This window comes from Pinibacter aurantiacus, assembly GCF_019130065.1.
Lineage (GTDB): Bacteria > Bacteroidota > Bacteroidia > Chitinophagales > Chitinophagaceae > Pinibacter > Pinibacter aurantiacus.
On the sequence record NZ_JAHSPG010000002.1, the window covers coordinates 453,628 to 479,175 of the forward strand.

General features: G+C 41.1%; 25 protein-coding genes. 13 read left to right on the forward strand and 12 right to left on the reverse strand.

Annotated elements, in window-relative coordinates; genetic code table 11:
* Positions 1-56 precede the first annotated feature (56 nt).
* From KTO63_RS05255 to tsaE, 5 genes are all read right to left on the reverse strand, one after another.
* Positions 57-617, reverse strand: a complete 561-nt coding sequence (locus tag KTO63_RS05255; protein ID WP_217790178.1) for a 2'-5' RNA ligase family protein — start codon at positions 615-617, stop codon at positions 57-59.
* A gap of 69 nt (positions 618-686) precedes the next feature.
* The gene (locus KTO63_RS05260) at positions 687-2,045 is read right to left on the reverse strand and encodes a collagen-like protein (protein ID WP_217790179.1); all 1,359 of its coding nucleotides are present in this window, start codon (positions 2,043-2,045) and stop codon (positions 687-689) included.
* A gap of 19 nt (positions 2,046-2,064) precedes the next feature.
* The gene (locus KTO63_RS05265) at positions 2,065-2,568 is read right to left on the reverse strand and encodes a gliding motility-associated C-terminal domain-containing protein (RefSeq protein ID WP_217790180.1); all 504 of its coding nucleotides are present in this window, start codon (positions 2,566-2,568) and stop codon (positions 2,065-2,067) included.
* A 62-nt stretch (positions 2,569-2,630) separates the two neighbouring features.
* Positions 2,631-3,845 (reverse strand): alanine dehydrogenase, encoded by a 1,215-nt coding sequence (locus tag KTO63_RS05270; protein WP_217790181.1) that lies wholly within the window; start codon positions 3,843-3,845, stop codon positions 2,631-2,633.
* A gap of 106 nt (positions 3,846-3,951) precedes the next feature.
* Positions 3,952-4,359 (reverse strand): tRNA (adenosine(37)-N6)-threonylcarbamoyltransferase complex ATPase subunit type 1 TsaE, encoded by a 408-nt coding sequence (tsaE, locus tag KTO63_RS05275; protein ID WP_217790182.1) that lies wholly within the window; start codon positions 4,357-4,359, stop codon positions 3,952-3,954.
* Positions 4,360-4,654: 295 nt separating this feature from the next.
* Between tsaE and KTO63_RS05280 the strand changes: the two genes are divergently transcribed.
* The 3 genes from KTO63_RS05280 to KTO63_RS05290 all read left to right on the forward strand — a co-directional run bounded on the left by KTO63_RS05280 (position 4,655) and on the right by KTO63_RS05290 (position 9,495).
* Positions 4,655-6,787 carry a heavy metal translocating P-type ATPase gene (locus tag KTO63_RS05280; protein WP_217790183.1) on the forward strand — a complete coding sequence of 711 codons (2,133 nt, stop codon included), beginning with the start codon at positions 4,655-4,657 and terminating at the stop codon, positions 6,785-6,787.
* A gap of 272 nt (positions 6,788-7,059) precedes the next feature.
* Entirely contained in the window at positions 7,060-7,443 is a 384-nt protein-coding gene (locus KTO63_RS05285) for a GxxExxY protein (RefSeq protein WP_217790184.1), read from the forward strand.
* Positions 7,444-7,593: 150 nt separating this feature from the next.
* Complete coding sequence (locus tag KTO63_RS05290; protein ID WP_217790185.1) at positions 7,594-9,495, forward strand: RecQ family ATP-dependent DNA helicase; 1,902 nt, start codon at positions 7,594-7,596, stop codon at positions 9,493-9,495.
* A 151-nt stretch (positions 9,496-9,646) separates the two neighbouring features.
* On the opposite strand, the gene KTO63_RS05295 is transcribed toward KTO63_RS05290, so the two are convergent.
* From KTO63_RS05295 to KTO63_RS05305, 3 genes are all read right to left on the reverse strand, one after another.
* Entirely contained in the window at positions 9,647-11,197 is a 1,551-nt protein-coding gene (locus tag KTO63_RS05295) for an Rne/Rng family ribonuclease (protein WP_217790186.1), read from the reverse strand.
* Between the two features lie 319 nt (positions 11,198-11,516).
* Positions 11,517-12,377, reverse strand: coding sequence for a tetratricopeptide repeat protein (locus tag KTO63_RS05300; protein WP_217790187.1), 861 nt, complete (start codon positions 12,375-12,377; stop codon positions 11,517-11,519).
* A 32-nt stretch (positions 12,378-12,409) separates the two neighbouring features.
* Positions 12,410-12,730, reverse strand: coding sequence for an HU family DNA-binding protein (locus KTO63_RS05305; protein WP_217790188.1), 321 nt, complete (start codon positions 12,728-12,730; stop codon positions 12,410-12,412).
* A 161-nt stretch (positions 12,731-12,891) separates the two neighbouring features.
* On the opposite strand from KTO63_RS05305, the gene mutY reads away from it, so the two are divergent.
* From mutY to pdxH, 6 genes are all read left to right on the forward strand, one after another.
* Positions 12,892-13,950: an A/G-specific adenine glycosylase gene (gene mutY, locus KTO63_RS05310; protein ID WP_217790189.1), complete on the forward strand. Its 1,059-nt coding sequence runs from the start codon at positions 12,892-12,894 to the stop codon at positions 13,948-13,950.
* A 370-nt stretch (positions 13,951-14,320) separates the two neighbouring features.
* A complete protein-coding gene (locus KTO63_RS05315) occupies positions 14,321-14,752 on the forward strand; it encodes a single-stranded DNA-binding protein (protein WP_217790190.1) in 432 nt (143 codons plus the stop codon).
* Between the two features lie 127 nt (positions 14,753-14,879).
* Positions 14,880-16,199 carry a gliding motility-associated protein GldE gene (gene gldE / locus KTO63_RS05320; protein WP_232373031.1) on the forward strand — a complete coding sequence of 440 codons (1,320 nt, stop codon included), beginning with the start codon at positions 14,880-14,882 and terminating at the stop codon, positions 16,197-16,199.
* 36 nt (positions 16,200-16,235) lie between these two features.
* Positions 16,236-16,898 (forward strand): gliding motility lipoprotein GldD, encoded by a 663-nt coding sequence (gldD, locus tag KTO63_RS05325; RefSeq protein WP_232373032.1) that lies wholly within the window; start codon positions 16,236-16,238, stop codon positions 16,896-16,898.
* Between the two features lie 178 nt (positions 16,899-17,076).
* Positions 17,077-17,661 carry a DUF3109 family protein gene (locus KTO63_RS05330; protein ID WP_217790191.1) on the forward strand — a complete coding sequence of 195 codons (585 nt, stop codon included), beginning with the start codon at positions 17,077-17,079 and terminating at the stop codon, positions 17,659-17,661.
* 6 nt (positions 17,662-17,667) lie between these two features.
* A complete protein-coding gene (gene pdxH / locus KTO63_RS05335; RefSeq protein WP_217790192.1) occupies positions 17,668-18,312 on the forward strand; it encodes a pyridoxamine 5'-phosphate oxidase in 645 nt (214 codons plus the stop codon).
* A gap of 152 nt (positions 18,313-18,464) precedes the next feature.
* Here pdxH and KTO63_RS05340 read toward each other — a convergent pair whose 3' ends face one another.
* Both KTO63_RS05340 and KTO63_RS05345 read right to left on the reverse strand, forming a co-directional pair.
* A complete protein-coding gene (locus KTO63_RS05340) occupies positions 18,465-18,881 on the reverse strand; it encodes a Fur family transcriptional regulator (RefSeq protein ID WP_217790193.1) in 417 nt (138 codons plus the stop codon).
* A 21-nt stretch (positions 18,882-18,902) separates the two neighbouring features.
* Entirely contained in the window at positions 18,903-19,559 is a 657-nt protein-coding gene (locus tag KTO63_RS05345; RefSeq protein ID WP_217790194.1) for an SCO family protein, read from the reverse strand.
* A gap of 119 nt (positions 19,560-19,678) precedes the next feature.
* On the opposite strand from KTO63_RS05345, the gene KTO63_RS05350 reads away from it, so the two are divergent.
* Entirely contained in the window at positions 19,679-20,071 is a 393-nt protein-coding gene (locus KTO63_RS05350; RefSeq protein ID WP_217790195.1) for a MerC domain-containing protein, read from the forward strand.
* Between the two features lie 79 nt (positions 20,072-20,150).
* Positions 20,151-20,747 (forward strand): NifU family protein, encoded by a 597-nt coding sequence (locus KTO63_RS05355; protein WP_217790196.1) that lies wholly within the window; start codon positions 20,151-20,153, stop codon positions 20,745-20,747.
* Positions 20,748-20,893: 146 nt separating this feature from the next.
* Here the strand turns inward: KTO63_RS05355 and KTO63_RS05360 are convergent, their stop codons facing one another.
* Both KTO63_RS05360 and KTO63_RS05365 read right to left on the reverse strand, forming a co-directional pair.
* Positions 20,894-21,436, reverse strand: coding sequence for a YkgJ family cysteine cluster protein (locus KTO63_RS05360; protein WP_217790197.1), 543 nt, complete (start codon positions 21,434-21,436; stop codon positions 20,894-20,896).
* A gap of 135 nt (positions 21,437-21,571) precedes the next feature.
* Positions 21,572-22,582, reverse strand: a complete 1,011-nt coding sequence (locus KTO63_RS05365) for a Kelch repeat-containing protein (protein ID WP_217790198.1) — start codon at positions 22,580-22,582, stop codon at positions 21,572-21,574.
* Positions 22,583-22,872: 290 nt separating this feature from the next.
* Here KTO63_RS05365 and KTO63_RS05370 point away from each other — a divergent pair, with 290 nt between their 5' ends.
* Together KTO63_RS05370 and KTO63_RS05375 are read left to right on the forward strand one after the other, a co-directional pair.
* Positions 22,873-24,201 carry a DUF4270 family protein gene (locus tag KTO63_RS05370; RefSeq protein WP_217790199.1) on the forward strand — a complete coding sequence of 443 codons (1,329 nt, stop codon included), beginning with the start codon at positions 22,873-22,875 and terminating at the stop codon, positions 24,199-24,201.
* A 29-nt stretch (positions 24,202-24,230) separates the two neighbouring features.
* Positions 24,231-25,481: a hypothetical protein gene (locus tag KTO63_RS05375; RefSeq protein WP_217790200.1), complete on the forward strand. Its 1,251-nt coding sequence runs from the start codon at positions 24,231-24,233 to the stop codon at positions 25,479-25,481.
* Positions 25,482-25,548: the final 67 nt, after the last annotated feature.

Here is a 25,548-nt window from a genome sequence, read left to right on the forward strand (position 1 = left end):
AAAGGCGCATTTAATCACGACTGGTACGCATCCCCTCCCGGGAGGGGCAGGGCGGGTTACTTTTTACTTAACCCATACGTTTCTACAACATTCCACTTCACACCATCATGTTGCAGTAAATGAAAATCATTCACTGTAAAAGCTCTCTTGTACTGTTTATCATGATAAACTTTCCATGCTTCTTGAAAGCGTGAGAATTCTAAATCCCTGTAAGCAATCGTCATGTGAGGTGTAAACTTGTGTTCAACATCCATGATCGTTATTTCAGGATAATGATTGTGAAAACTTCGAATGATCTCTTTTTGAACAGCAGCCAGTTGCACGTTCATAACAGGATGCACAAAGATCACCGGATTGTTTTTGTTGTGAAATGCTCCAAAATTTTCAAGGTCTATTGTAAATGATCCTGTGTTGATATAGATATTTCTGAACCAGTCAAACAGTCCTGCATGGTGCGCCGCAGGCATTTTGAAGGGAGCCTTTAAAGTAATGTGTGGTATAACTTTCAGTGCTCTGTGACTGTCATAATCACGGGCAATTTCCTTTTTGAAAGACGTTATTTCATCGCAAATATCTTGCGGGGGAATGATCGCGACGAAGTAGAGATCTCTGCTCATAAAGCAATGTTACCCTTTTTATTATTTTTCAAAAAGGGTAACAGCCAGTAAAAGAAATTGTTTGGTTGATTATTTTCTGAAAAGATATAGATAGCAGTAGCCGGCCGAGACTTGTCTGTTGGCGGCGCTGGAAAATAAACTTACAGTCAACGTGACATCATAGTCCGGCAAGTAGTCATACAAATTCTTCGTTTGAAGAATAGTTCCTACTGGATTACTATAATTAAACACATTATTTGTTACTATTGAAGCATTGGCGATAGGTAATTTATCCGTTAGGTTGTAAAGTTGCAGGTTGGCTGTATAGCTCGCATCATTAACCCACGGTGTACACACTAAAATGATGGAATCTACTCCCGGGTAATTATGTTTATTAAACTTCAGCAGCGCACCGAACTGTTGCGGTGTGGTGGAGTTCGTACCCGAAAATGAAGGGCCCATGGTAGTTATCGGTAATATTATTTGTTTATCCAGCGCAACATTTTGACTAAAGCAAATCGGCTTAGTGTTGTCGACTTCACTGGCATCAAGCACATTGTTGTTGTTTTGGTCGACACCCGTTTTTACAATAACCCCTCCAAGCGGACAATCGGGGCTGGTTAGAACATTTTCAATGGCAATCAAACTTTTTAATCCCGGTGTTCCCTGGTTGCCTTTAAGACTTGCAGGCGAGCCCCAGTTTCCGGCCGCTTTAGGGCCAAATATTTCAAGTGAAGCAGTATTCAGATAGAAGTCGCCATCGGTGCCAATATTTGCTGCAGGAGCAATTGTGCCGCTCAAAATGGTTTTGCCGTTTAAGCCTTGTGGGCCCGTTTGCCCTTGTGGCCCTGTTGGTCCAGTCAATCCTGTACCGCCTGTTGGCCCAGGCATGCCTTGAGGCCCTGCTTGCCCTTGTAGGCCTTTTTCACCCTGTGCACCCACTGGGCCTTGGGGACCTGTAGGCCCCTGAATGCCTTGTATGCCCTGCATACCTTGTGGGCCTTGCGGTCCGGCTGGCCCTTGCACGCCCTGATCTCCCTTCGGGCTGCTGCCGCTCTTTTCAGCATATAAAGCATAAGGCACACTGAGCAATTGGGTAGTACCTTGTAACGAAAAGGCATTTCCTTTCAATGCTATTTCTACACTCAAAAACTTAGAGCCAGATCCCCAATTTATTGAAGAGAAATTCCCTGAGGTCGCATTTCCTTTGCCTATAGAAAGGGTGAACAATCCAAAATTATTGGTAGTTGCTAAATGAGTTTCCTGATATATAGCCCTTCCGGTTGCGCTATTTTCCAGTACGCTGAATTTTACTGTAACGGACTGATTTGAAATAACGCTTCCATCAGCATTTCTCGCAATGGCTTGATAATTTAATCCTTGTGGTGCTTGACAATAAGTGCTGATGCAAATAATAATTGCAATTAAAGAAAGTAAACTTTTTTTCACTGAAATAGGGTTAAAGGGGTTAGCGGATTAGTATAACTGTGCCTTTGTTGATAACGCGTCCACACTGCGCAGTATTTGCCGAAATGATATATACGTATGTGCCTGCCGGTTGCTGCATTCCATGATAATTGCCATCCCAGCATTCGAGTATATTGTTCGTTTTAAAAACAAGCTGTCCGGCCCTGTTATAAACACTTAGTTCGAAGTCTGTAGCTTCCGGCCAGTTTTTTACACCAAAAAAATCATTTCTGTTATCATTATTTGGTGTAAAGGCGTTTGGAATAAACTGAAATAAATTGCAGTCCTTGAAATGGATAATGATAGGTTGCAGCAAACCTTGTGTGGCGAAATTTTGTGTGGAGGATAATGTGGTGATGCCTATTTCTCCTATTGAATATTCAATGCTAACGGTAGCGGTCTGCAAGCTGTTTCCTGTAGAATTGACGATCGACTGTGATATGCCACCATAAGAAAGAAGCAGGCATGAAAATAATAAAAGGATAGGGTGTATTAAACGGTTCATAAGGTTCGGTTAGGGTGAACCCCGACAAATTAAATCTATAAAATCAAACTTTAAAATAACAACTAACGCTGGCTGGCGATCAACAAATTCAGGTCAGTATATTTTAAGTCAAATCTTTCGCTGAGGTGGAAATTTGTCAAAGCGCCTTTGAACAGGTAGATGCCACTGCGCAAATTGACCTTGTGCCAGATCAGGTTTTCGAAACCACCTGCATCTCCAGCTTCAATTAACAAAGGCATCAACACATTGCTGATGGCCTGGGAGGCGGTACGCGAAAAGCCCGACGGAATATTTGGAACGCCATAATGAATAACGCCATATTTCATGAAAATAGGATTCTCATGGCTCGTAATCTCTGAAGTTTCAAAACAGCCGCCACGGTCGGTACTCACGTCAATGATCACACTGCCGGGGCGCATATTGCTCACCATTTCTTCTGAAACCACAATAGGTGTTCTTCCTCCGTTTGAACCAAGTGCGCCAACAGCTACCTCGCAAGTTTTCAGTTGTTTCGCCAAGATTTTTGGCTCAAGAACCGAGGTCCATAGTCGCTGGCCGATATTATTCTGCAATCTTTTTAATCTGTAAACGCTGTTATCAAAAACCTTCACTGACGCACCCAATGCCAGAGCAGCCCTTGCAGCGTATTCGCCAACAACGCCTGCTCCGATGATGATCACTTTTGTGGGTGGAACGCCGGAAATACCTCCGAGCAACACGCCTTTGCCGTGATTGGCAGAACCAAGGTATTGACCCGCGATCAGCATCACCGCATTGCCGGCAATCTCGCTCATGCTGCGAACTATTGGCAATGTGCCACTATCATCTTTCAGGTGCTCAAATGCCAGTGCAGTAATGCGTTTTTCCATCATTTTCTCCAGCCACTCAGATTTCATTACGCTCAGGTGCATTGGAGAAATGATGACCTGGCCGGCTTGCAGGTAAGGAAGGTCTTCTTCCACCACCGGCGCAGATTTCACTACTATAGGTGCTTTGTAAATATCTTCTTTGTTATAAACGATTTTCCCGCCAGCCTCACTGTATTCTTTGTCGCGAAAGTGAGAGGCATCGCCCGCATTGTGCTCTATGTACACATGGTGGCCATTGCTTACCAGCACGCTTACGGCTTCCGGCGTAAGTGCCACACGATTTTCCTGGAAGGCAGTTTCTTTGGGAATACCAATGCTTATTGACTCGCCTTTCGGCTTAACATCCAATGTTTCTTCGAGTGTTTCGTAGCTGAAAGAAGTGCTTATAAGAGGTCTTTGTTGCGCCATGAGGCAAGAATCATTTATTTTTCAAATAAAAAAATCCGGGAGTCAAACATAAAATATCTTCCTGAATGCAGGGTAATTATTTATCCCTACTTCAAAAATAACTATTCTATTTTATTGAAATATTACGTGTTGAGTCGTTAACAACCTCCAGGTAAACATTTACATTATCGTCCGGAAACAATTCCACAGCTCTTTCCGGCCATTCTACCAGGCAAATGTTCCCGCTGTATAGGGCATCTTCCACCCCTGCTTGTATGGCTTCCTCAGTGTCCTTGAGCCGGTAAAGGTCCATATGATAGATCTTGCCGTTATCATACCCATACTCGTTAATAATGGAATAGGTGGGGCTGCTAATGGTGTTTTTTACGTTTTTAGCCTTAGCCAACGCCGTTATAAACGTTGTCTTTCCCGCGCCCATATTGCCGTGAAAGGAAAACACCTTTTTCCCCTCATTTTCCTGCCAAAATTTTTCTGCCACCACAGGCAGTTCATCCAGTGTAAATGTCTGCTGCATGTTGCAAAGATAGGAGGGAGCACGCAGATGACGCAGGTTAGACTGATTTGCGCCGATTTTTTAAATAATTGAATAACTGAGTAACTGAATAACTGAGTGGTGGCGAACTAAAGACCCTGATGAACAGAAACATTCAGTTATTCAGTTACTCAATTATTCAGTTATTTCTCCCATTAGCGTCATCTGTGTGCCATAACGCCCGCTTTTGCAACATCGTTTCTATAAGAGCTGCCCTTCGTCATGACAGTTTGTTTAAAGCGGTTGTAACTTGCAAGGGTGACAAAAAAGGTGAATTATGGAAGCAAAAAACTGGAAAGTAGAAGGAATGGATTGCGCCAACTGTGCGCTCACCATATCAAAATATCTCGAAAAACAGGGTGCTAAAAATGTAAAGGTGAGCCCCATCGACGGCGATGTGGCATTCGAAATTGTGGAAGGCACTGACGCCTCGCATCTGCAAAACGGCATTGAAGACCTGGGATATAAAGTAGTGCACCATCACGATGGCCATGCCCACGACCACGATCACAGTGGCGAAGGCATGAATAAGCAGTTGAGATATGTGCTTATCTGTTTGCCGTTCACGCTGGTGCTAATGCTGCACATGCTTGACAAGTGGGTGCACATACATTGGCTGATGAATGGTTGGGTGCAATTGGCCCTGTGTTTACCTGTGTACATAACAGGTATGAGTTTTTTTGGAAAAAGTGCCTTTAAAAGCCTGCGAAGCGGTTATCCGAATATGAATGTTCTTGTTGCGTTGGGTTCGACCGCAGCCTTTGTTTACAGCCTTATCGGAGTATTGGCTGGCTGGGGACATGAATATCTTTTTTTTGAAACAACTGCGACCATCATAACACTCGTTTTCTTTGGTAATTATCTCGAAGATGCGTCCGTGCAAACTACTCAACGCTCGTTGAACAAACTTGCGAAATCGCAAAAGGTAATGGCAAATATGATTGCCTTTGATGGTGACCACAAAGAAGTGATTCTGCCGATAGAAAACACCCAACTAAAAAATGGCGACCTTGTTTTAATAAAGTCTGGCGAACAGGTTCCGGCAGATTGTAAAATATTATGGGGCGATGCAAGTGTGAACGAAGCAATCATTACCGGAGAAAGTTTACCACTTGAAAAGCATGCAAAAGACAAACTTGTAGGTGGAAGTATTATTGCAGATGGCACGGTTAAAGCAATTGTAACGGCCGAAGCAAAAGATTCTGTTCTTTCAAATATCATCGACCTTGTTAAAAAAGCGCAAGGAGATAAACCTCCGGCCCAACTGCTGGCAGATAAGATCAGCGCGATCTTCGTTCCGCTGGTGTTGGGAATCGCAGCTCTGACATTTATCCTCAATTATATTTTTCTCAAAGACTTTACACCTGCGCTCATGCGAAGCATTGCAGTGCTGGTGATTGCGTGCCCATGTGCAATGGGACTGGCAACGCCCGCAGCAATAGCCGTTGGGCTCGGTCGTGCGGCAAAAAATGGAGTGCTCTTCAGAAATGCGAAAAGTCTTGAAGCGTTTAAGAACATCACACAGGTGGTGTTTGACAAAACGGGCACACTTACTACGGGAAAATTTATTATTAATAGTTGGCACATAGAAGAAGCCTCAATGAATGATGATGAGTTCAAAAGGCTGGTGTATTCACTGGAAAAATTTTCTAACCACCCGATAGCCGATAGCATAACTACCTCCTGGAAACGCAATGATATTATGCGCTGGAAAAAAGTAGAAGAGATAAAAGGAAAAGGCATGCATGCTTTTGACAACGAGGGAAATGAATACTGGGCAGGCTCTTATAAAGTTGCGGAAACACTTACTAAAGACGGCGATCACAATGTATATATTGTAAAGAATGATTCACTTGTTGGGTGGCTTGATGTGCAAGATGAGCTAAGGCCGGAAGCAACAAAAGTGATTGACTATCTGCATTCGAAAAAAATTAAAACCGTTTTGCTAAGTGGCGACAGGCGCTATAAATGTGAGCAAATAGCCGCACAGCTACATATTGACATTGTAATAGCAGAACAAACACCTGAACAAAAGCTTAAAAAAATTGAAGAATTGAGCAGCCAAACGCCAACTGCAATGGTTGGTGACGGTATAAATGATGCCCCGGCTCTTGCAAAGGCAACCGTTGGCATTTCCTTAAGCGAGGCATCGCAGGTTGCGGTGCAAACGGCAGATGTTGTTTTGATGGATTACGGTTTAAAGAATCTTCCTCTTGCATTAGGGTTAGGTAAGCACACATTCTTAACCATCAAACAAAACTTGTTCTGGGCCTTTATTTATAACATTGTCGCTATTCCTGTGGCCGCATTTGGTTTGCTTACTCCAACATTCGGCGCACTGGTAATGGGATTGAGTGATGTGGTACTGGCAGTGAATTCAGTGAGGTTGTTCGTGAAAAGGGTGGTCTGAATTTGGATTCGTTGGATTAGATGATTTTTGGATTGTTCTGAGGTGCTCATCACTCCTTCATGAAATTATGATTTCTTCGGATTAGTTAAATTGACTCGTTGTTTAAAACTGGATCATTGTTAAATTATCTTTGGATTTATCCTTTTATGTTTGCAGCTGAGGATTGCCTTTTCGTTTGGCACGACCAAACATTCGCGACCGAATCCCAAAATCCATTAATCTACCGAATCCAAATACTTGTCTGTTATTCTTGTAAATTCTAAATAAGAAAAATGGATAAGATTGAGGACGCACTCACATATAAAGTAATAGGCTGTGCAATGAAAGTGCATAGCACTTTGGGGAATGGTTTCCAGGAAGTGATTTACCAAAGAGCATTGGCGATCGAATTAACAAAAACGGAACTTTCATTTAAGCGGGAATTGGAAGTGCCTATTTTCTATGAAGGAGAGCAAATTGGTACACGAAGAGTCGATTTCCTGGTAGCAGATGAAATAATGGTTGAACTCAAAGCGCAGGTGAAACTGGAGGATGTACATTTAGCACAAGGATTGAACTATCTCGTAGCGTATAAGCTTGACAAAGGTTTGTTAATCAATTTTGGTGCACGTAGCTTAGAGGTAAAAAGATTACGACACCCAAAAAATAAGTATTGATTTTGGATTCGTCAGATTCGGAGATTTTTGGATTAAGTCCCGACCAACTTGTTATCCGTATTAACAGGAGAGTTGTAGCAATCTGGAAAGTCTTGACTTGAACAAATCCAAATCCTAAAATCCTTAAATCTGGCGAATCCAAATTCCGACATGGGTATTCAACAAATTCTTCAACAGTATTGGGGCTTTGCTTCTTTCCGGGAAAAGCAAGATGAGATCATTTCAAGTGTGCTTCAAGGGAAAGATACATTGGCAATCTTGCCCACGGGTGGAGGTAAGTCCATCTGCTTTCAGGTGCCAGCAATGGCAAAGGATGGCTTGTGTTTGGTGATCAGCCCGCTTATTGCTTTGATGAAAGATCAGGTGGATAATCTTCGCAAAAAAAGTATCACTGCATTTGCTATTTACTCTGGTATGAACAGGAAAGAAGTGATCCATACTTTGGAATTGGCATCACACAGCAATTGCAAATTTTTATACGTTTCACCCGAACGACTGGAGACAACACTTTTCCTCGAATATTTGCCGTCATTGCCAATCAACCTGATTGCTGTCGATGAAGCGCATTGTATTTCCCAGTGGGGCTATGATTTCAGGCCGCCTTATTTGCGCATCGCAAACTTGAGAGAGGAGCTGCCAAGCGTGCCTATTCTTGCGTTAACGGCTTCTGCAACCCCCGCTGTACAAAAAGATATTTGTGAAAAGTTAGCGTTTACAAACTATACCGTTTTTAAGAAATCATTTGAAAGACCTAATCTTTCATACAGCGCGTTCAATGCGCCGGTTAAGATTAACAAGCTGGTGGAAATTCTAAACAATGTGCAAGGCACCAGCATCGTGTACTGCAAAAGCAGAAAGAGAACAAAAGATGTCGCAGATCTGCTCATATCATATGGCATTTCTGCCGATCACTATCATGCAGGATTGACGCAGGAAGTGCGCCAGCAACGACAACAGGACTGGATACAAAACAAGATTCGTTGTATTGTTTGTACTAATGCATTTGGAATGGGCATCGATAAGCCCGATGTAAGAACCGTTGTGCATTATGACTTGCCCGACAGCCTTGAAAATTACTACCAGGAAGCTGGCCGTGCGGGAAGAGATGAGCAGAAATCTTACGCGGTAATGCTTTATCAGCAAAAGGATATTGAGGATCTAAAAGAGGCTGCGTTATTAAAATTCCCAGATCTGCAAACTATTCGCAGCGTTTACCAGGCGGTCGCGAATTATCTGCAAATACCAACAGGGATAGGTGAAGGAACTTATTATTCTTTTGACATTATTGATTTTGCAAAGAAGTTTCAACTTGATCTCATCCTTGCCATCAATAGCTTGAAAGTGCTGGAACAGGAAGGCTATGTGTCGTTTAATGAACAGGTTTTCGTGCCTTCGAAAATTCAATTCATTTGCAATAAAGAGACACTGTATGAATTTGAAAACAACTATCCTGCACTCGAGCCTTTCATAAAAGCCTTGCTGCGCAATTACGAAGGTGTTTTTGATTATCCCGTTTCTGTTTATGAAAGATCAGTGGCATTTGTGGTAAAGAAAACGATAGAAGAAGTGAAAGAAGCTTTTGCTCAACTTGATCGCTACAGGATCATTGAATACGATATTCAAAAAGATTCGCCACAATTGTATTTCATTCACGAAAGGGTAGCAGCGCAATCTGTTGTTATCGATCAAAAGCAATACGAGTTCCGCAAAGAAGAGTATGAAAGGAGACTAAAGCGTTTTCTTGATTATGTTATCGAGCCAAACGCTTGCCGCAGCCAAAGCATTGGCAAATACTTCGGCGATGAAAAGATGAGTGAATGTGGTGTTTGCGATAATTGTTTAAAAAAGAAACGCGGCACTTTATCCGAAGAAGAATTTGAAAAAATCAAGAACAGGATTTTCGACATCATTGCTGCCGAAGAAGTGAATATAAAAAGGTTAATTGAGAAACTATCCGGCATATCAAAAGAAAAAGCCTGGAAGGTGATTGAATTCCTGCAAAGTGAGGGTAAGATAGCAGCTGATAAAGAGGGGGTTATTTTGAAAACTTAAAAAAGGGGAGCTACATGTGCCATGAAGCGGTAACAACAAGGGGCTGAAAATAAAAAAAGCCTGGAGGTTTATTTCCAGGCCGTAAGTAAGATAAAGGTATGTAACACAGGAATCATTTGTTTGGTGTAAATATTTCTGCGTTGGGGCTTTTCTATAATTTTATTTCTTCATCATGCTGATCGAAGAAGTGGAACTCAGTAAGGTGATAATTTGTATTGGCAACAACGTTGATCTTTTGTTTGAACTTTCTTCTCCATTTCCAGCATCTGGACCACAACCAGCCTTTAGTTAAGTATGCATGCATGATAGGATGCACCATCAAAGTAAGGTTGCTGTGCTTGTGTGTAATGAGATAGTTCAGATTTTTTTCTATTTCATCTTCCAGTACAAGTGTGGAAGAGATTTTTCCGGTACCATTACAGCTAGGGCAAATTTCCTGCGTATTGATCGTTACCTCAGGCTTCATACGCTGGCGCGTAATCTGCATCAGGCCGAATTTAGAGATAGGAAGAACCGCGTGCTTCGCTCTGTCCGGTTTCATGTATTCTTCCATCGCTTCCATGAGTTTCTTTTTGTTCTCAGGAAGTTTCATATCAATAAAGTCTACCACAATAATACCACCAAGGTCGCGCAGGCGAAGCTGACGTGCAATTTCTTCTGCTGCTTCCATATTGGTTTCCAGCGCATTTTGTTCCTGGTTGTTGCTCACACTTTTATATCCGCTGTTCACGTCGATAACGTGCAAAGCTTCTGTGTGCTCAATGATCAGGTATGCACCACTTGGAAGGTTTACTGTTTTACCAAAAGCAGCTTTAACCTGCTTGGTAATACCGTATTGATCAAAAATGGGAGAACCATTGTGGAAGAAGGTTACGATATCTGCTTTATCCGGAGCAATCTTTTGAATGTAGTTTTTTGCGTCGTTGAAAATGTTTTTATCATTTACTACTATGCGGTTAAAATCTTCATTCAACAGATCGCGCAGCATGCTGGTTGTTTTTGCCTGTTCACTCAGGATCTTTGCAGGCGCAACGGCACCTTTCAAATTCCCCTGAATTTGTTTCCAGGTATCAACCAGTGCAGACAGGTCTTCGTGAAGCTCTGCTGTGTTCTTGCCTTCAGCCGCAGTACGCACAATAACGCCAAAGTTCTTTGGCTTTATCGATTCAATAATTTTTTGCAGGCGCTTCCTTTCTTCCGAAGAATGGATCTTACGGGAAACGGCCACAATATCATTGAATGGCGTAATTACTACGAACCTTCCGGGCAAAGAAATTTCACAGCTAAGGCGAGGGCCTTTTGCAGCAATAGGTTCTTTTAATATCTGTACGAGGATGTTTGGTTTGCCGCTAAGTACCTCGTTTATTTTTCCCGTTTTAATGATTTCAGGTTCCACCAAAAAATTACCAAAGTCAAAACCACCCGGCGTATTGTCACCAATAGCCTGTTGAGTGAATTTTAATAAGGATTTTGCGTATGGACTTAAATCGGTGTAATGGAGAAACGCGTCTTTCTCGAAGCCTACATCAACGAAAGCGGCATTTAATCCCGGAATAAGTTTTTTAACCTTACCCAGGTAAAGATCGCCCACGGCAAAGCTGGCATCTGCTTTTTCATTATGCAGTTCAACCAGTTTTTTGTCTTCAAGAAGTGCTATTTCAACACCTTGGGGAGCAGCATTAATAATTAATTCCTTGTTCAAGCGTATTCACATTTACAAACTAACCAACCATCACCAAAAGGAAAATCGCTGAGAATGCTATTCGCATTATACATAGTACACAATGATATGAAATAATGTGTATACTATTGAAATAAAAATAGTTCAGCCAAGTAAAATATGCCGGATGCATGACATGCTCCGGCATAGAGGAATGAATTACAAAGAGGGTAAATTATTTTTTACCTTTCTTATGACGATTCTTTCTTAGTCTTTTTTTACGTTTATGCGTCGCTATTTTATGACGTTTTCTTTTTTTACCACAAGGCATCTTTCAACAATTTTAAATTTGTATATCGATTTATTTCTTCAGCATTTCAATTCGTTCCTCTATTTCCTTCACAACATCTTTATTTGGAACGTGTCTTTTCCCGATCTCATACCATTTTATGGCATTTGCTTTATCGCCTTTTCTTTCATAGGCTTCAGCTAGCATAAAAACAGCTTCCATATTATGCGGCTCTGCTTTCACAACTTTTTCAAGTCGTTCTACTGCTTTATCAAGTTGTCCCGAAACCACACCACCGATTCCCAGCATTAACTGAGCATACATGTTCGTGGAATCTCTTCTGGCAACTTCCAGTATTTGCTGAATTCCCTGCATGATCTCTGTTGGATTAGCGGCGGTGCTTCCAAAAATGTAGCAACTTCCTAATCCGATTTTAGTAGAATCATTAGCAGGATTCAACGCTAAAGCCTTCTCAAATAACTCTTTGGCCTGACTTGCCTCCCAGCTTTTCAGCGAAGGTTCATCAACGCCACGCAGATTATTTAAAAATAATCGGGCTGCAAAGGTGAGACTTTTTTCAGAATTTTCCAACTTAGCTACTTCGGCTGTATAATAAGCATATGGTTCGAACATTCTGGCAGAATCTTTCCAGAACGTAGCCAGCTGATTATAAGTGCGTATTTGCTGCGTTTTTACATCGCCACGCACTACTGAAGCTTCAAGACCGTTTATATAAGCCTGTTGTGAAGAAGTTAATTTTTTCTTCGCTGCGCTGAGCAATGCCTCGGTATTAATGGTAGCAGCTGAATCTGTATGTGCTTCATTCTGAGAAGCTAAGGTGCCCTTTTTCGCAGGAACCGTTTGCCCCAGAAAATAAATACACAACAGTGCAGCCACGCCACCGGCAATAAGAATAATCTGCTGTCTTTTCACGAAAAACGTTTTAAGACCGCAAATTTACGTCATTACAGCTCTTCATCGGCACCTGGTTGATCTTCTTTAACTGTTTTTAATTTTTTTACTTCCTGCACAAATTCTTTTGCAGGTTTAAATGCAGGGATGTAATGCTCAGGAATTTCAACCGCTACATTTTTCTTAATGTTACGGCCAATTTTCGCAGCGCGTTTCTTGGTAATAAAACTCCCAAAGCCCCTGATATAGATATTTTCGCCTTCCGAGAGCGTGTCCTTTACTTCTTTGAACATCGCCTCCAGCGTAACCAATACATCTACTTTGGGAATACCCGTCTTTTCTGAAATCTGATTGATTAGGTCGGCTTTTCTCATTACTTCAATATTTTTGTATCCGGTAATAAAATAAGATCCAATTGTTTTCATCAGAAAAATAAGAGAATCTTTTTATTCATGCAAGTTATTGATTTTGAATATTTCCTAAAATTACTAGTTTTTTTCTTTTACATGTAAATAGTTGATTTTTACTTTATACAATGAATTTTGATTTTACCCAAAAAATGATGGTTTGGAACCATACAGAAAACAATCGTTCCATGCCATGGAAAGGTGAAAAAGATCCGTACAAAATCTGGCTCAGCGAAATTATTTTGCAGCAAACCCGTGTAGAACAAGGGCTTGCGTATTACAATAAATTTATTGAGACTTTTCCCACTGTAAAAAAGCTCGCAAACGCTCCTGAGGAAAAGGTTTTTAAGTTGTGGGAAGGGCTTGGATATTACAGCCGCTGTAAAAACCTGATCGCATCCGCAAAAATTATAGATAGCGTGTATAAAGGCAGGTTTCCCGATACTTACGAGAACATTCTCGCCTTAAAAGGAATAGGCCCTTATACTGCCGCCGCAATCGCTTCTTTTGCCTTCAATTTGCCTTATGCAGTTGTGGACGGAAATGTATTGCGTGTGCTTTCCCGCTATTTTGGGATTTCCACACCAATAGATTCCACAACAGGGAAAAAATTGTACAATCAATTAGCCGACAGTCTTCTGGACAAAGAAAATCCCGGCGTGTATAACCAGGCCATTATGGATTTTGGCGCTGTTGTATGCAAACCGCAAAATCCTTTGTGTGGCGCCTGCCCGCAAAAGCAGGAATGCAGGGCTTTTCAGCAAGCATGGGTAAATGATTTGCCCGTAAAAGAAAAGGTTCTGAAAAAGAAGACCCGTTACATGTATTACTTCGCGATTAGTGTAAACGGGAAAACATTTGTGAAAAAAAGAGAAGCGAAAGACATCTGGCAAAACCTGCACGAGTTTGTGTTGCACGAGCATGATGAACCAATTGATTGGACGAAAAAGAATCTGAAGGAGGCCGTGAAGTCATTTATAGACAAGCCTTTCCAGCTACAGGAAATCTCCACCATTGTAAAACAGCAGTTAACCCATCAACTGATTATTGGCCAGATCATTAAAATTACTGTTCAAACGCCCATTGATATTCCGGGCTATGATCTATTGCCCGATAAGGAAATAAAAAAACTGGCTTTTCCAAAATTCATTAACACCCTCATGCAGCAGGAGGCGGTACTATTTTAGTCTAACAATCATGGGTACATGAAATTTAATTTGAAAATTTGAGGATTTGAAAATTTGAAAATGCTTTGGGGTGTGTCTTTTTTGAATTTATAATTCACTCGCCTGATATCGGGGAGTTATTTGAAAAAAGGAGCGTTGCATAGGAGAAATTTTCAAATTCTCATATTTTCAAATTTTCAAATTGGAACAGTCTAGAAATTCCAAGATAAAAAACCGTCATGCATCCACGGAGAATTTATTTTATCCCTTAATCTTGTTGGTTTTATGCATTTAAAAATGCCAAAAAAATCTATTTGATTTTGGTTTAAAAAAATTAATTTTAGAGAGATTTCGTTAGCACAGGAAAATTTGTAAACTCAAATTCATTATCATGAGAGGAGTAAACCGGGTGATGTTAATTGGTAATTTAGGAAAAGACCCAGATGTACAGCATTTGGAAGGTAATATAGCAGTAGCAAAATTTTCATTGGCCACCACGGAAACCTACAAGGATAGGGCCGGCAAACTGATTTCTCAAACAGAGTGGCACACAGTAGTTTTATGGCGCGGACTTGCCGAGCTTGCTCAAAAATACCTGCACAAAGGCAGCCTGGTTTACATAGAAGGGCGTTTACGCACAAGAAGTTGGGAAGATAAAGAGGGAAACAAAAAATTCGCCACAGAGGTTGTGGGCGATAACCTGATTATGCTGGACAAAAGAACGGATGGGACTCCAGGATTGCAATCTTATCCCACTGAGGGGTTAGAGGGCTTAAATCCTGCGGATATTCCACCGGAACCAACGGGAGATTTGCCTTTTTGATTTACACATATTTATTGCAAATTTGTGCCACACAAAACGTAGTTGGCAGGTCCGCCCGGATGACTGGTCGGACGGGCCTCAAAACCTGCCTTTGTATTAAACTAAACATTCACCAAAACCAGATATTTTGGATTTTCATTCGGGTTATAACTCAATAGAAACAATCTTGTCGCCGCTTTTGCTGCAATCAACCGTGAATGTGCAGGGCATTACATTTCTCGTTGCCGTCATTATTTTTCTGCTTGTCATCTCCTACTTTCTTGCAGGTTCGTTAGTTGCATTTTTCTCTCTGACAGATAAAGATATCAACGTGCTGAAAACCAAGCAGGGAGAGGGTTGGAAAAGAATTGTGACGCTGCTTCGTGAACCTAAGATCCTTCATTCTTCATTGCGCATTGCAAATCTTACTGTAAACATTTCGATCATTATCCTTTCAAACTTTTTGATTCATCAACTTTTGGGCAACAGCCTGTGGATAGTTGATTTTCTTTTAAAAGTTCTGATCGTTACTTTCTTTCTTGTTTTGTTTGGTGAGATATTGCCGAAAGTATATGCAAGTCAAAACAATTTGCGCTTCGCTCGGGACGCCTCTTTTTTAGTGGAGATTGTTTATCTGCTATTTAAGAGAACCGGCATGGCAATGGCTGGATTTGCGGATGGCATAGAAAATTCAATAGGTAGAAAAAGCCGCTCTTACGATTTGGATGAACTGGAAAATGACAACAGTTCAACAGAAGAAGAAAAAAACATTCTAAAAGGGATTGCCAAGTTCGGAAACATAACCGTAAAACAAATTATGCGGACGCGGCTTGATGTAACCGGCGTTGATTACAGCCTTTCGTTTAAAGAACTTATAAAACGGGTTGAAGAGCAACACTACTCACGCTTGCCGGTGTATAAAGGAAGCCTTGACGACGTTGTGGGAATGATACAAACAAAGGATCTTATTCCGCATCTTGATGAAGGCGATGCATACGACTGGCACCCATTGATGCGCCAACCTTATTTTGTACATCAGCATAAATTAATTGAAGACCTTTTAAAAGAATTTCAGTCAAAGCACGTACACTTTGCAGTTGTCGTTGATGAGTTTGGCGGAACAAGCGGCATTGTGACGCTTGAAGATATCATGGAAGAAGTGATCGGCGATATTAAAGATGAGTTTGATGACGAAGAATCCGGCAATGGCAAGATTGATGAATTCAATTATGTCTTTGAAGGAAAAACGATGATCAACGATGTTTGTAAAGCCATGCATCTTCCCGCTCAAACATTTGATTCTGTTCGGGGCGACAGCGATTCTCTCGGAGGGTTGATACTTGAACTCGCCGGATATATTCCTCCACAAAATGAAGTGATCAAGGCAGGCGACTTTCACTTCACCATTTTGGAAGCTGATAAAAACCGTATTCTTAAAGTAAAGGTTACCATAGTACAGCAACCTTAAGATGTTTGTATAACTTCGCCGTTCTCAATTTTATTCATGATTACGATTAAACTTAAGCATACAGTATTTTTCGCTTGCATAGCAGCATTTGCTTTATTGATACTTTCCTGCAATAGCGTTTATACGCCAAAAAAGAAGGGATATTTTAAGATAGATCTTCCGCAGCATAGTTATCAAAAGTTTGATCGTCCGGGCTATCCTTACACTTTTGAATATCCAGCGTACGCCAACGTTGTACAGGATAGCACTTATTTTGAAGAGCAGCCTGAAAATCCTTACTGGATAAATGTGGATGTGCCCCGGTTCAATGCAAAAGTGTATATCAGCTACAATGAAATAGGTGGTAAAGCCCGGTACAAAGTAAGAACCAAAGATGGCAAATACGTTGACTCTGTTGGCGTAAACAAGTTTGTTGACCTTATGGAAGGTTCGTACAAGCTCACATTTAAACACAGCCTGAAGGCCACTTCCATTGACGATAGCGTGTTTGTAACGCCCAATGGCGTAAATGGCATCTGGTTCAAAATTGGCGGCAATGCTGCAACAGCCAGCCAGTTCCTCGTTTCAGACTCAGTAAAACATTTCCTCCGTGGCGCCCTTTATTTTGACGCGCCGCCAAATGAAGACTCCCTCTCTGTAGTAAATCAATTTTTACAAGAAGATGTAAGGCATTTGATTAACACGCTTAAATGGCGATAGACATTTAATTTGAAGATTTGAAAATTTGAAGATTTGAAAATTGGGTCGCGTGGACTTGGTCCATAGTTGACCTTGAATGGGTTATAAATCATATACAAAGATCGGACTCGTCAATTTTCAAATTTTCAAATCAGCACATTTTCAAATTGTGCTTTGTACCTTTGCGGAAAATTGAACCGTGATAGCAATTGACAATGTAATGTTGAGTGACCAGGTGGTGGAAGAGCAATTTGTATGTGATCTTACAAAGTGCAAAGGTGGTTGCTGTGAAGATGGTGACGCAGGCGCTCCGCTTACAAAGGAGGAGAAGAAAATTGTTGACGAAGTATTTGAAATTGTGAAACCCTATCTCACGGAGGAAGGGCTTGAAGCAATCAGAAAAATAGGCAAATACGAATATATCGACGAATTTGGCTGGGTTACGCCAACAATCGGCGGTAAAATGTGTGCCTATGGATTCAGAGACAAAGAAGGCGTGATCAAATGCGCTTTTGAGCAAGCTTATTATGATGGCAAAATCGCGTGGAAGAAACCTATCAGCTGCCATCTATACCCCATAAAAGTTACTAAAACAAAGACTGCAGAATTATTGAATTACGAACCAAGAGAAGGCATGTGCAGTCCCGCCTGTGTGTTGGGGCAAAAACTAAAAGTGCCGGTTTATGCATTTTTGAAAGAAGCGCTCATCAGAAAATATGGCGAAGATTTTTATGCAGCATTGGACCAGATCGCTCGTGAGTATTACCTCGATAAAAGCAAATAGACGAATATGCAACCATCAATTGCGGACATCAGAAAAGACTATCAATTGCAATCATTGTCAGAGAAAGATGTAATGGGTAACCCCTTCGATCAGTTTGAAAAGTGGTGGAACGAAGCAATAAAGAGCAATCTGGATGAAGTAAATGCAATGACATTGGCAACCTCCTCAGCGGATGGTACGCCCGCAGCCAGAACTGTTTTGCTAAAGGGATATGATCATAAAGGGTTCGTATTTTTTACGAACTACGAGAGCCATAAAGGGCAACAGTTGCAGGAGAATCCAAAAGCCACACTCGTGTTTTTCTGGAAAGAACTTCAGAGACAGGTAATCATTTCAGGCACAGTTGAAAAAGTAAGTGCCGAGGAAAGCGATGAATATTTCAACAGTCGCCCAAGAGGCAGCCGCATTGGTGCATGGACATCGCCTCAAAGCTCCATTATTGAAAATCGGGAATGGCTTGAGGCCCGCGAAATGCAAATGGAAAAAAAGTTTGAGGGCCATGAGATCACCCGTCCGCCACATTGGGGTGGTTTCCGTGTAATGCCTATTAGCGTTGAGTTCTGGCAGGGAAGATCAAGCCGCTTGCACGACCGCATTCAATACCAGATTGATGGCGGGAACTTTTGGATGATAAAAAGGTTAGCGCCGTAATTAGTTGAGAGTGGAGAATGGAGAGTTGAGAGTTGTAATTGGCGAATCAATCAAAATAAATAGAAAGAGGCCGCAAGTCAAACTTGCGGCCTCTTTCTATTTATGCAAAATGTTTTCTAACTCTCAATTCTCAACTCTCCATTCTCCACTAACTAAGCGCAATCCTTGCACACCCCCGTCACGATCATTTGAATTTGCTCTACTTTGTAGCCTGCGGGTAGATTAACAACCGGCACAGACACTTCGTCTATACACAGTGTTTTGCCACATACGCTACACATGAAATGCACGTGGTGATCATGGTGATGGCCTTCTGAGCAATTGTCCTTGCACAAAGCGTATTTTACAGAGTTGTCGGAAGTAGGAATGCTATGGATAATTCCTTTTTCGAGGAATGTTTGCAGTGTACGGTATACCGTTACGCGGTCAAATTTTTCGCCGGTTTTTCTTTCAATATCAGCATGGGCAAGCGCGTCATCCTGAGCAAGAAAAAGCTCAAGAATTTTAGTTCTTCCGCCTGTAACACTCAGCTGGTTATGCTTTAATATTTTTTGGATCTGCTCTTGCATGCCTGCAAATTTACGGATTTTTTAGCCGGGGTTATTGTTAAACAAGCCATTTGCAAATCGGCCGCCATCGCTCTCCTTCAATAGATTTTTTACATCTTTTTCCATCTCTTCCAATTCGTTTTTCTTCAAACCATCATAGATCTTTCTAACCCGCCCAGATCTATCAACGAGCGCAAAAAACTGGGTATGAATAAATTGGTCCTCAATATTTTGATTGTTGTTTTTGGGATCATCCAGTAAGTAACTTACGCGTGCTGTGTAATACAAACTATCTTTTGGACCAGTGAGAAAAAGCCATTTTGAAGGATTGGCCCCCAATGAATCTGCATAAACTTTCATCCTGCCCACGCTATCAGTTTGCGGGTCAACAGTATGGGAAAGTATAAGAAAATCGTTCTCGTCTTTCAAAGCATTATAAACGTCCTTCATGTTGGTGTTCATTTTAGGACAAATTCCTTTGCAGGTCGTAAAGAAATATTCGGCCACATAAACTTTGCCCATCACATTTTGCTGCGTAATCAGCTTTCCATCCTGGTCTTTAAAAGAAAAAGGCTGTACATAACTTAGAACCGGTAGCTTGACTTCACCAAAACCTGGTATGAATCGGGTAAGGGCGAAAACAAAGCCGACGAATAATAAGATGAAAAAAAGCGAATAGATCAGGATCTTTTTCTTCATAAGTACCTTTTGAGAATGCAAAATTAAGCTATGTGGCAGTGTTATTTGTTAAAAAGTGAAATAGTTGACAAAAACTTGCAACTCAGTTGCAAGTTTTTTATATCTTTGCTGCCTCCTTAATGAATTTGAAACCAAATTGGGATGCACTGGGAATATTTACTTCCGTAGCCTGCGCAATTCACTGCGCAATTTTGCCCTTGTTGGTAGCAAGTTTGCCCATTTTCGGCATTAATATCGTTGAGAACGTGAAGTTTGAGTTCTTCATGATCTTTCTTGCATTGGCTGTGGGTATTTATGCCCTGTATCACGGCTATAAGAAACACCACCACAGTTTGTTACCTATCGGCCTGTTTGTAACAGGCATTTGCTTTCTTTTTGCCAAGCAGATTTTTAGCGCATGGCACCTCCTGCTTCTTTTTCCAGCTGTTATTTTAATTGTTACCGCACATTGGCTGAATTACAGAAGTTGCCAAAAAGCCAACCATTGTCACGCGACTGATTGTAATCATTAAGTAAAAGTTTATATTTTTCCGTTATAGAAATGTTTGACCCAAAGCTTTTCGTATTTTTGCCAACTAAACACTGTGAGTTATGATAAAAACAGGAAATCCCGTTATTAGCATTTATACAGAAATGACACCGAATCCGGAAACTATGAAGTTTGTGGCCAACAAACTTTTGTACCCTGGTAAAAGTGTAGATTTCCCTGATGTGGAAAGCGCAAAACCTTCCCCTCTCGCAACAGAACTTTTCGGCTTCCCTTTTATTAAAGCCGTTTTTATAGCAAGCAACTTTGTTACTCTAACAAAAACTTCTGAAACTGATTGGGATGATGTTATTCCTTCAATCCGTCAGTTTTTGAAAGAATACCTTGAAGAAAACAAGCCGGTTGTTAACGAAGAGGAATTGGTTACCGTGAAACCAGAGTCAAGCAATGTTGTTTCTGCTGATGATGACGATGTTGTAAAACGCATCAAAGAATTATTGGAGAACTACGTAAAACCAGCTGTGGAAATGGACGGTGGCGCGATTCAGTTCAGAAGCTATAACGAAGGTGTTGTAAACCTTATGTTGCAGGGAAGCTGCAGCGGTTGCCCTTCCAGCATGATCACTTTGAAAGCAGGTATCGAAGGAATGATGAAGAGAATGATTCCGGAAGTGAAAGAAGTAGTTGCTGAGGCAGAATAATGATCGTGAATGGTCAATGGTGAATCGTGAATATCGCTTCTGTGGTATAGTAAAATATTTAAAAGGCTTCGAGCAATTCGAAGCCTTTTTTTATTATTTAGAAAGAGTTGAAATCAGGTCGCTATTCACGATTCACCATTGACCATTTACGCTTCACGTTCTTTTCTTTCACGGCTGGCCTTTGCGCCCGCAGCTGCACGTTCCGAAAGCTTTTCCACCATTTTATAGGTCGCCGGGCAGTATTGAATATTCTGTTTATGAACATGTATGTAGTCCACCATTTTTTTCTTATTTAAATGCGGAAAGCCGGAGCAGTCTGCCGGGCGAACTTCATAAATGGAACACATGTTTGTTTTAAGGTCCAGAAACTGGCAGGGCTGGGTTTTATTCATCCAATCCTTGTCTTTCTTGTCATACTCCAACCACTTATCGCGAAACTCTTCCTCTGTCATATTAAGGTGTGCGGAAATGCGCTTCAGGTCTTTGCTGGTAAAAGTAGGCGACATTTTTTTGCAGCAGTTTGCACAAGACAGACAGTCTACTTCCTGCCAAACCTCAGTATTGATTTGATCAGCAATTTTATCCAAATGCCTTGGTGGGTTTTTTTCAACCTTTGTGAGAAAACGGCGCAGCTTACTTTTATTTTCCGCGACTTTTTTGTCAAAGTCCTTAAGATTAACTGGAAGCATCGGGAGTAGAATTTTATCAGTTCTGTAAAATAAGCAATCGCCTTCGATATTAGACGCCCGCCACAAAATATTGTACAAAAAGAAGGGGTGACTTATGAAAGCCACCCCTTCTTGGTTTTATTAAGTTTACAGCGATTAATCGTCTGTAGTATCGTCTGTATCGTTTGGTTTGAACTCTCTTACGTCATCCAGTTGGATCGTAGCATTCTTACCAGTTGCGATGAAACCTCTGTTTTTCAAAGTAAAGCCAACCGCTTGTTCACGAGCTGTTCCTTCAAAAGGAGTTTTCTCAAGCCACTGATCAGCAGCTGGATCGTATTCCCACGTTTTAGAGTTGTAACCGCCGGCGCTACCTGTAGCCAACTCTGCTTTTCCGTTAAGAACGAAAACAGATGAAAAAGCTCTGGTGATTGTTGTGTAAGTGTCGTCGTAGCTTTGATCGCTTACGTTTGTGATTTTTTTCTTTTCAGTCCACGTATCTGAAGATGGATCGTAAGCCCACATGTCGTTATTGTAAACGCCGTTGTTGCTACCGGTTACAACATAAGCAATGTTGTTGATTACAAATGAAACGGCACCCATACGTTTGTAACCAGGGATACCAGATTTCTGAGTCCAGCTATCATTTGCCGGATTGTATTCCCAAAGTTCCTGCAACGCGTTGCCGTTGTTACCAGAGCAAATGTAACCTTTGCCATTTATGCTGAAACCCAATGCAGCATAGCGACCTGTGCTAGGGAAATTGTTTAATTGAGTCCATTTGTTAGAAGCTGGATCAAATACGTAAAAATCGTTGTAGTAAGTTGTACCACCATCATAACCAAAACCTGCGTAAACTTTGCCATTAATGCTGAAAGAGATACCCAGGTTTCTACCAACACCCGGCATGGATGCTCTTTGAAACCAAATACCTTTATCAATATCAAATACGTAAAAATCGTTCAAACGGTTAATACCATCAAAACCGAGACCTACATAAGCACTATCATTAGTTACTGCGCAAACAGCTCCACTTCTTGGAACGCCGGAAAAGTCACCTCTTCTTGTCCAGTTGCCAACTGTAGAGGTAGTTGTAGATTTTGTACAGGAGACAAACGTCGAAGCACACACAATTGCCAGACCGAAAAAAGAAAAACTTTTCAACATGAATTTTTTTTGCAATTGTAACCACTTTAGGCGCTGCCACAGGTTCATTGCGACGAAATATTTGTTTCCGTATATGAATATGAGTTATGTAGCTACAGCAAGGGCATTTTACAATACGCGTTAACAAAGCTTTAAGATGATTTTTAAGACAAATTTTTGCTCCTTATTTGGATAAATGGCGTCTTTGTCTATTAAAACCTCCCTTTTGTAGCATCTGCCAACTTACAATACATGCGTGGACTAAGTTTGGCGAAAAAAGAATGGCTTATCGCGTTAAAGGAATTAGCTGCATGGCTATTTTGGCAGTTATTTTTGTTGCTTTTGGGTGTTCTAAAGAGCCTCAGTATATACAAACTGTTTCCCCATTCGACAATCCGTACCTTGCCCAGATCGATACCTTCACTGCTCATTATGAAATAGAAAGGGTCGATTCTTTCCAAACTTCTGGTTCGAATCAACTAATTGTTGGTTATAATAAAGATACTGCTTTCGGTACGATAAGCAGCGCATCTTATTTCAGACTTAATATGCCAAGCGTGGCTGCCGGAACAATAGGAACAATAACACAAGGATACGATTCTTTGTTTTTGATCCTTAAGCCTAACCGTGCCCATTACGGAGATACTAACGCTGTAATAAACATAAATGTTCAGAGAGTTTCCGAAGATATTACGAAACCCTTACAGAGTACCAGTGACTTTCTTACTTTCTACAACAAGGATAAATTTGCTACCGAAGCTGGCTATCTTGGAAGCGTAACACAAACTTTAAGACCAAACACTTCGGACACGATACGAATTAAGCTCAGTGATGCACTCGGGCAACAGCTTTTTAATTTTTATAAAACAAACGCGCAGGAAATTACTACTAATGATTACTTCCAGGCGTGGTTTAAAGGGCTCAGGTTGTCTTCTGACAGCGCAACGACAAACGTGTTGTACGGCTTTGGAGCAACTACTGCGGCAATGCGTTTTTACTACCATGATGATAACGGCCAAAAAGTAGCAAAATCAGTTGATTTTACTGTTGCTACCTCTCCTTATCAGTTTAACAGCATTTACGGAAATACCGCAACGAGTACGTACCTCAAAAATCTTACACCGGGCAAAACGTTCACTTCAGACCAGCTTAATCATAATTTTTACATTAATTCCTTCATGGGGATAAGAACAAAAATCAGCTTCCCAACGGTGAAGAATATTGAGAAACTGTCTGATTTCGTGAAAGTAGTAACGGCAAATCTTGAATTATACCCTCTCTTATACAGCTACGATGATGTAAAATATCCGTTGTTCCCTGCTTTATATATGTTCTACGAAAATATTGATCTCTCATTTTCCGGACCACTTTCAAACAGCAACGGAACAGGAGCTCAATCTGGTAGTTTATTTATAGATAGAGAAAATCAAACAAATACAAGATATACTTACGATGTGACCAATTATATTCTGGGAGAACAAATTGCCAGTCAGGTGACCACTCGTAAGCTTTTACCATGGGCAGGTAACACGCCGGGAGATCTTTCTTTTAACAGAATGATAGGAGTAGATGGAACGTTAAATCAAAATAAACAGAAATCTCCCCTTACTTTGCAATTGCTAATCTATAAACAGAAATAAACAGTTCGTATAACATTATAAAAACTTACATGAAAAGGAGAACTATTAAATTACTATCTGCCTCTGTTATAATGCTTACTGCTGTACAAGTGAGTGAAGCCCAAAAAGGGATCAACTCTATTTATTCTGCATATGGTTTAGGCGATTACTACATAAGGGACAACAATGCTTACTATGGCATGGGCCAGCTAGGCGTTGCGATGAAGTCTGATAAAACGATCAATGACCTGAATCCCGCTTCATATAGTTCGATTAGTGCGGGGCGTTTGATGTTTGATGTTTCTTTTGGCGGAAGTTCCGTTCAATATATCAATGAAAGAGAGCGTCATACAGCCGGCGACTTTACTTTTAGAAGGGCCGCTCTTGGGCTGAACCTCATTAACAATGTGGGAACTGTTATTGGCCTTAGACGTTATACAGATGTAAACTATTTGACGGTTGGGACGAAAACAATTGAAGGTTCTACGTCTACAATACCTATCAACATTGAAGGAACCGGAGGGCTGAACCAATTTTATTTTGGAAACAGCATTTTGATCAAAAAACATTTGTCATTGGGTATCACCGCTGGTTACCTGTTTGGATCTGTAAATCAGAAACAAACGGCTTCTGTTCCTGCTGCAGTATTCAATTTTGTAAACAATACATACTACAACAACTTCACGGTGAACGCAGGTGCTCAGTACCAGTTCAACACTAAAAACCTGTTGTGGACCTTAGGTGCATTTTACCAGCCGGAAATAAATCTTAAAACGCTTGCCGACCAGTATGTGACTGGGCCTAACGATGTTCAGATCGTGGCAGATAAAACTGTTGATGGACGCTTTAAGTTCCCATCAATCTATGGTGGTGGTATATCAATGCAGAACACTAAACTGAAACTGGGTGTTGACTACATTCAACATAACTGGAAGGCTACAGGCTACAGCGGCAACGGGTTTGAATCTACCAATGCGCAGAGCTTTGCAGCGGGAGGTAGCTGGTCACTTACGCGCCACACTAAGTGGGGTGACAGACCAGGTCTGTCACTGTATGCAGGTTATATTAATGAACTTTCATACCTTATTATCCAGGGACAAAAAATACAATCCAACTCTGTAACACTTGGTTTCTCTGTGCCTGCAGGTGCCGGCTATAATTACTATGGTTACAGCGCAGGAATTAAGATCGGTACAAGAGGACAAGGTACATATCCTTTAGTAAAAGAAAACTACATACAGTTTTGTCTGAACGTGTCTTTAAGCACGATCATGATGAGAGGTGGTAGAAAATACGACTAGAGAGATTCTAAAATATTTAAAAAGCGCGTCTGGAATCAGGCGCGCTTTTTTTATTAACTGAATACTG